9 protein-coding genes and 1 pseudogene are annotated in these 5,629 nt (G+C 59.7%); 9 read left to right on the plus strand and 1 reads right to left on the minus strand.

Annotated elements, in window-relative coordinates; genetic code table 11:
- Positions 1–74 precede the first annotated feature (74 nt).
- From TX24_RS32255 to TX24_RS29960, 7 genes are all read left to right on the plus strand, one after another.
- Positions 75–245 carry a hypothetical protein gene (locus TX24_RS32255; RefSeq protein ID WP_167348441.1) on the plus strand — a complete coding sequence of 57 codons (171 nt, stop codon included), beginning with the start codon at positions 75–77 and terminating at the stop codon, positions 243–245.
- A 156-nt stretch (positions 246–401) separates the two neighbouring features.
- Positions 402–1,598 carry a coiled-coil domain-containing protein gene (locus TX24_RS29935; RefSeq protein ID WP_057712089.1) on the plus strand — a complete coding sequence of 399 codons (1,197 nt, stop codon included), beginning with the start codon at positions 402–404 and terminating at the stop codon, positions 1,596–1,598.
- A 7-nt stretch (positions 1,599–1,605) separates the two neighbouring features.
- On the plus strand, positions 1,606–2,520 hold the full coding sequence (locus tag TX24_RS29940) for a hypothetical protein (protein ID WP_057712090.1): 915 nt from the start codon (positions 1,606–1,608) through the stop codon (positions 2,518–2,520).
- Positions 2,517–3,161 carry a lambda exonuclease family protein gene (locus TX24_RS29945; RefSeq protein ID WP_057712091.1) on the plus strand — a complete coding sequence of 215 codons (645 nt, stop codon included), beginning with the start codon at positions 2,517–2,519 and terminating at the stop codon, positions 3,159–3,161. The genes TX24_RS29940 and TX24_RS29945 overlap by 4 nt, the downstream gene beginning before the upstream one ends.
- Positions 3,158–3,748, plus strand: coding sequence for a helix-turn-helix domain-containing protein (locus TX24_RS29950; RefSeq protein ID WP_057712092.1), 591 nt, complete (start codon positions 3,158–3,160; stop codon positions 3,746–3,748). The genes TX24_RS29945 and TX24_RS29950 overlap by 4 nt, the downstream gene beginning before the upstream one ends.
- 69 nt (positions 3,749–3,817) lie before the next feature.
- Positions 3,818–4,105 (plus strand): hypothetical protein, encoded by a 288-nt coding sequence (locus tag TX24_RS29955; protein WP_057712093.1) that lies wholly within the window; start codon positions 3,818–3,820, stop codon positions 4,103–4,105.
- A gap of 82 nt (positions 4,106–4,187) precedes the next feature.
- A complete protein-coding gene (locus TX24_RS29960) occupies positions 4,188–4,748 on the plus strand; it encodes a hypothetical protein (RefSeq protein WP_057712094.1) in 561 nt (186 codons plus the stop codon).
- A gap of 8 nt (positions 4,749–4,756) precedes the next feature.
- On the opposite strand, the gene TX24_RS29965 is transcribed toward TX24_RS29960, so the two are convergent.
- Positions 4,757–4,951: a hypothetical protein gene (locus TX24_RS29965; protein ID WP_057712095.1), complete on the minus strand. Its 195-nt coding sequence runs from the start codon at positions 4,949–4,951 to the stop codon at positions 4,757–4,759.
- Between the two features lie 99 nt (positions 4,952–5,050).
- Between TX24_RS29965 and TX24_RS29970 the strand changes: the two genes are divergently transcribed.
- Both TX24_RS29970 and TX24_RS32700 read left to right on the plus strand, forming a co-directional pair.
- Positions 5,051–5,440 (plus strand): hypothetical protein, encoded by a 390-nt coding sequence (locus TX24_RS29970; protein WP_057712096.1) that lies wholly within the window; start codon positions 5,051–5,053, stop codon positions 5,438–5,440.
- A gap of 24 nt (positions 5,441–5,464) precedes the next feature.
- A pseudogene (locus TX24_RS32700) lies at positions 5,465–5,629 on the plus strand (DNA cytosine methyltransferase); the annotation flags it as partial.

Genomic DNA, 5,629 nt, shown 5'->3' on the forward strand with positions numbered 1-5,629 from the left:
ACCGCCAACCGTTACCGCGATGCGCTGGACGCCAAGTTCGTCGAGCGCAACGAGCAGCTCAAGAGGGCCGCAGCATGAGTACCGCACCGGTTAAATCACTGATCGACGAGCAGATCGCCGAGATCGAACGCAGCCTGACCATTCTCGGTGCCGGCTTGCCGCGCGACCTACCGGTATCGGCACTGCCGCCCAAGCTTGCTGCTGCAATCAAGGGCGAGCGTATTGCGGTGAGGGTTCGGCCATGACCACCCACCAGCGCACCCGGCGCCTACTCATCTGGCGCGGCTCCTTCTCTGCCCTCTCCGTCTGCACATTCCTGATGCTGCTCAGCGCCCTCGCTGACCGAATCACTCAATAAACAACACCTTCAATCGCTGCGAGCATCGCGGCAAGGATTCCCCATGTCCGAAGAACAGCAACTGGCGATCCTGCCAGCTAAAGAAGTAGCCCTGGCAGTATTCAGCGCCCCCAACGGCCTCGACCCGTACCTACAAAGCGTCCGGGAAGAAATCGACAAGTTCAACGCCTCGGCACCTGACGTTAAAACCAAAAAGGGCCAAGACGCGTATCGCTCGATTGCTTACAGCCTGGCGGGATCAAAAACGAAACTCGACAGCCTGGGCAAAGAGCTTGTTGCAGAGCTGAAGGATGTACCGAAGAAGATCGACGCCGAGCGCAAGCGCGTTCGTGAGCTGCTGAGCGCTTGGCAAGAGGAAGTTCGCAAGCCGCTGACTGAGTGGGAAGCCGCCGAGCAGGCTCGCAAGGATCGGCACGTCGATGCCGTACAGGCAATTGCGGATTTTGCCTTGGATCTGTCGGACGTCACCGCCGCGGTACTGCTTGAGTCTATCGTCTCGGTTGAGGCGATGAAGATGGGCGAGCACTGGGAAGAGTTCGAGGCTGATGCTGCCCGCACCAAGGATCAGGTTCTGGACAAGCTGCGCGCCACCCTCGCCGCCCGCCAGAAATATGAAACCGAACAGGCGGAACTGGTCAGGCTGCGCGCCGAAACAGAAGCGCAGGCCCAGCGCGAGCGTGACGCCAAAATCGCCCGGGAAGCTGAGGAACGCGCCCGCCGCGAAGCCGAGCAGCGTGCACAGGCAGAACGTGATGCCGCAGCCAAGCGTGAAGCCGAAGCAAAAGCCGCCGCTGATCGCCGCGAGCTGGAGTTGAAGCTGGCTGCTGAGCAATCGGAGCGCGCCGCCGCCCAAGCAGCGCGGGACAAGATTGAATCGGAGCAGCGCGCCGCGCAACAGAAGATCGAAGACGAGCAGCGACATAAGCAAGCGATGGCTCAGGCCGAAGCCGATCGAGTCGCTGCTGAGCAGCGTGCAGAACAAGAGCGCATTGACTCGGAGCGCCGCCAAGCTGAAGCCGCCGAGCGAGCGAGACTCGCAGAGATCGCCCGGGCAAATGCCGCTGCCGACGAGATCAACCGCCAAGCTGCCGCGCGGGAAGCGGACAAGGCGCACAAAGCAAAGATCAACCGCGCTGCGCTGGATGCATTTATCGCCGGCGGTATGCCAGTGGAATGCGCGAAACAGGCAGTCACCTTGATTGCTCAGCGCAAGATTCCAGCCATCGCCATCACTTACTGAGGTCGTCATGAACGAGATCATTCAAATGCCGGCACGCGAAAGCGCCGGCCTTACTGCCGCCGAGGTTCACCGCTTCTCGGCCGTAGAGATTCGCCAGCGCGTTAACCTGGTACAGGAAGTGATGCAGGGCATCATGAAGCGGGAAACGCACTACGGCACCATCCCAGGCACCCAGAAACCAACCCTATACAAGCCGGGTGCTGAAGTGCTTTGTGTGACCTTCCGGGTTGCGCAGGAATACCGAATTGAAGATCTGTCCGGCCCAGGTGTAGCGCGCTACCGGGTCACTTGTGTTGGTCGCCATCAGATGACTGGCGTCGCTCTCGGCGAAGGCGTAGGGGAATGCTCGTCCAGCGAAGAGAAGTACAAGTGGCGCGGCGTCATCTGCAAAGCGGAATTGGACGCCACCCCAGAGAACCTGCGCCGGAAGAAGTATTACAAGAACGGCAACACCGCAGATCAGATCCGTACCGAACCGGCAGACCTGGCCAACACCATCCTCAAGATGGCCTGCAAGCGAGCCATGATCGCCATGACGCTCAACGTCACCGCAGCATCGGACATCTTCACGCAGGACATCGAAGATCTACCCGAGGAGCTGCGGCCACAGGAGCAGGCTCAGGCGCAAAGCCAGAAGGCCGCACCAGCCCCCCATGATCCTGCTCTGTCCGCTCACTGGATTACCCAGGCCGAAGCTGCAATCACGCCCGACGCACTGACAGAAGTTTGGAAGGCCGGCGTGGCTGTCATCAATGAGGCCAAGGACACAACAGCTTACGACCTGTTCAAGGCCGCAGTGGTGGCGTGCGGAGTGAAGCTCAAGGCCACCGAAGAAGCCAAGCCGGAAAGCGAGGACGTCGCAGATCAGCAGCTTGAAACACCAGCCGACGAAGAAGTTGAATTTGAGGAGATCCCAGAATGATCATCGTGAATTGCGCGCAAGGCTCCGAAGAGTGGCATCAGGAGCGAGCTGGCGTTATCACCGCCAGCATGTTTGGCGATGCACGAGCCAAGCTAAAGTCTGGCCCAAATAAGGGCGAGCCAACCGCTAAGGCTCAGGATTACGCCTTCCGGCTGGCTGTAGAGCGAATCAGCGGCAAGCCATTGGATGGCGGGTTTGAGACCTGGCAAATGCGCCGTGGGCATGAGCTGGAGCCCCAGGCTCGCATGGAGCATGAAGCTCAAACTGGTTTGATTGTTACCCAGGTCGGACTGGTCAAAACCGACGACGGCGCATTTGGCGCCAGTGCAGATGGCTTCATCGGCGAAGATGGCGGATCGGAGTACAAATGCTTCCTTGCCCCTGAAAAACTTCGTTCGTTCCACATCGACAATGACGCCAGCGAGATCATGGACCAGGTACAGGGGTGCATGTGGATCACCGGTCGAAAGTGGTGGCACATCGGGATGTACTGTCCAGCCCTTGAATCGGTGGGACGCCAGTTGTGGTGGCAGGAATTCAAGCGCGACGACAACTACATCGACAAGCTTGAAGAGGAGCTTTGGGAGTTCAAGCTGCTGGTGGACGGATATGAGGAGAAACTGCGGAGTAAAGCAGCATGATCAGCATCCTCCATAACGAAGTAGAGCGCCTGCGCCCTGCCCAGGAAGAACTTGCCGCCCAGGTCGCTGAGTTTGTGGCGGCCGGCGGTGAGATAGAGGAAATAAAGCCTCCACCACCACCGAAACCGGTCGTCTACGTACCTCAAGAGCCTCCAGCGCCAAAGCCGTTCGTTCGGCGCCGGGTTGAAGCGACCGTCCTTCCCACTGATCCGCTGGACGCCAGGAAGGACAGGCGCGCGGAGAAGGCAGAAATGGTGAAGGCCATGGCACCCACGCACACCCAAACAGAAGTGTCGGCTGTCACCGGCATGACACTGAGAACGCTCAGGGATTTAGCTAAGGACTTCGGCTTTTCGTTCAAGCGAGCCACCCACGGCGGCCACTACGGCGAGCAGTGGAGGCAAGACACCAAAGCCAAGCACGCCGAGTACGCCGAGCGCATCAAGGCATTCAAGGAGCTTGGAATAACCCGCCGCAGGGTTTGCGGGAAGCTTGCGATATCCAACCGAACGCTGGAAAGCATTCTGACGGAATACAGCATCGACTATCCCAAGGCGCGCAAGGGCAGCACCTCATGCGCCGCATAGCCCGCATCCAGCAACGCAAACGACAAACCTGGCTCGCACTGCCGGCCAGCGGAATAGAAGAGGTAGGCCATGGCCATGGATCAGCAAGTTCGATCTGCAAATTGCAGCAAGAGGCGGAAAGAGCGCGGAGAGGAAGAATTGCGACATCGTGTACGTCAGGGCGAAAAGCAGATGCTTGCCGACTTGATGGCCTGGACCGAGGACACTGAGCAAGCATCGGTAATGGCCGGAACCCTGCGCTACGTCCACTCACTAGGCCGCGACGGCGCACGGGAGGCGCTTCGTTCGCGCCACAAAATCGTCGTTAACGAAAACGTGGCGGCAGAACTCTACGCCATAGGCCAGCGCCAAGCATGACGGCTCGACGCCGAAGAAGAATAACCCACCCTACTCGCTGCATCCGGTAACACGGAGGGCGGCGCCTGACTGGAGGTAATCCATGAGCAACTACATGTACAAGACCACCGCACCGGCCGTTGTTGCCGCGGTAATCGCCTGGGAAGCCAAACGCAAAGAGTGGGACGCTCAGCGCGCCAAGCTTGGACAGGTGTTTGGTGGTGCGGCCTCGCCGATGCGGTCAGGTAATCGAAGCTACGTCGGCGGCGTGAAGATCAGTGATAGTCGCGAACTGGACGTGCACTGGTGCCGCCCCGACCAGTACGACTACCGCGCCCTTCGCTCCAGCGCCAAGCCGGCGAAAGGAACACCAAAGGAAGCGCGCGCCGCCCAGGTCGCCGAGCATGAGCGCCTGTGGGCTCTCTGGAAGGAACATTGCCCTGCCAGCATCGATATGGACGAAGCCTGGGAGGCGATTGGACTGAACCCCGGCGCCCTGTGGATGTGCGGCGGCGTTTTCTTCGAGTTGGACGGGGTCGTTTACCTGAACCTCGGCCTACGGCTTGAGGATGGAAACGAGAACATCGAGGGCACCGCCGAAATCCTCGGCAGCGAGTTTGAAGCGGCGCGGCAACTAGTGCTGGGACAGCGCCAGGCCGCTTGAGATTGCGCTTAGCCTATCTCAGGCATTAAGAACGTGAAGCTACCAGTCAGGCCTTTGCGCAAAGCTACAGGCATCTGGTATCCGAAATAGATGAGCCATCGACCGTCAGGCCTCAGATCGGAGTTGACACGATAGGTGCCTACCTCGTTCTCAGTTATGCCGATCAGCTTCGCCACTTCATTGTCTGAAGGCTTCTCGCTCATCTCGCTCTCCTTGATCCGGCTAAATGCCGGTCTCCCGTAATAACCCATACCAACGAATCACGCCAGCCGGCGAGGCAGGCGCACGCCTGGAGATAACCCATGAGCACCTTTGCAGTGTTTGGAATGACCCTCGATGTAGCCAAGACCGAGGCGCGCAAGAAAACTGCCGGTACCCGGAAGAACCCGAAGGCTCCTGGCGGCGTCGAGCCGATCCCAGAAGCTGAATGGCTGGAGCTGGTTGCAAAGCGGACCGAGAAGATTATGGGGGGGGGTACGGTCCGCCAGCTCTCACCGTTGTTCGACGCACCACAGTACGCCGAGCAGTTCATTGAGCTTGCCCGCAAAACTCTGAGATGCCGCGACATGCAGATCAGGGCCAAGGCCGTGCTGGTGGACGCCAAGGGCAAGCCGATCATCAACCCGAAGACGAAGGCGCCACGCGTGGGGTTTTCGGAGTGGCCGCCGAAGCAGCAAGACCAGGCCGCGTAACCCACCCAAACATCGAGATCCGCCATGACCATAACCTACGGCTCAGTCTGCTCTGGAATTGAAGCTGCAACACAAGCGTGGCACCCGCTGGGCATGCGCGCCGCCTGGTTCGCCGAGATTGAGCAGTTTCCGTCGGCGGTCCTGGCCTACCGCTACCCTGACGTGCCGAACCACGGCGACATGACCAAG

The organism is Pseudomonas lactis, from assembly GCF_001439845.1.
GTDB classification, from domain to species: domain Bacteria; phylum Pseudomonadota; class Gammaproteobacteria; order Pseudomonadales; family Pseudomonadaceae; genus Aquipseudomonas; species Aquipseudomonas lactis.